Raw genomic sequence first — 833 nt, forward strand, 5'->3', positions numbered from 1 at the left:
AGTCGTAGAGCATGCCGAGCGCGCGCCGCACGACCGGGTTGGCGAATTTCGGCAACCGCGTGTTGAACAGGAAACCGGTCACCACCGGCGGAATGCCGGTGTCGAAGGTTTCGGCGATCACGTCGCCCTTGTGGAAGGCCGGAAAATCGAGATCGCGCTCGCGCTTCACCGGATCGCTGTCGTCATCGATGGCGCAGAGGCCTTTCTTGAACGCTTCGAGCTTGGCGTTGGCGTTGAGGAAATACTCGATGGTGATCTGGTCGTAATTGTCGAAACCGCGCTTGGCGGGGACATCCTTGCCCCAATAGTCCGGGTTGCGCTTGAAGACGATGCGCTGGCCTGGCTGCACCTGCGCGATCGTATACGGACCGCTGCCGATCACCGGCTTGAGCGTCGTCCTGTCGAAGGTCTCCTTGTCAAAGGCGTGCTTCGGGATGATCGGGGTCAGCGCGATGATCAGCGGGAATTCGCGATCGGCCTTGTCGTTGAAGGTGAAGCGCACGCTGTGGTCGCCGGTCTTTTCGAGCTTGGCGACCCTGGCCATGCGGTCGCTGTAAGGCGGGCGGCCTTTGTCGGTGTAGACATCATAACTGAACAGCACGTCCTCCGGCGTCACCGGCTGACCGTCCGACCATTTGGCCTTCGGATTGAGATGGAACTCGATGCTCTTGCGCTCCGGATCCATGTCGGCGCTGTCGGCCAACAAACCGTAGAGCGTGAAAGCCTCGTCGGCATTGCGCTGCATCAACGGCTCGAAGACCAGATTGCCGAAGATCGTATCCATCATGCCGCGCGCCGTGGTGCGCAGGCTCTTGAGGATGAAAGGGTTGAGA

General features: G+C 60.5%; 1 protein-coding gene. It reads right to left on the bottom strand.

The genetic code is table 11. From position 1 onward, the window contains the following. The coding region (locus EN925_RS37930; protein ID WP_245487466.1) for an ABC transporter substrate-binding protein at positions 1-833 on the bottom strand (833 nt) is incomplete at both ends.

This window comes from Mesorhizobium sp. M7A.F.Ca.US.006.04.2.1 (genome assembly GCF_004022915.1).
GTDB classification, from domain to species: domain Bacteria; phylum Pseudomonadota; class Alphaproteobacteria; order Rhizobiales; family Rhizobiaceae; genus Mesorhizobium; species Mesorhizobium ciceri.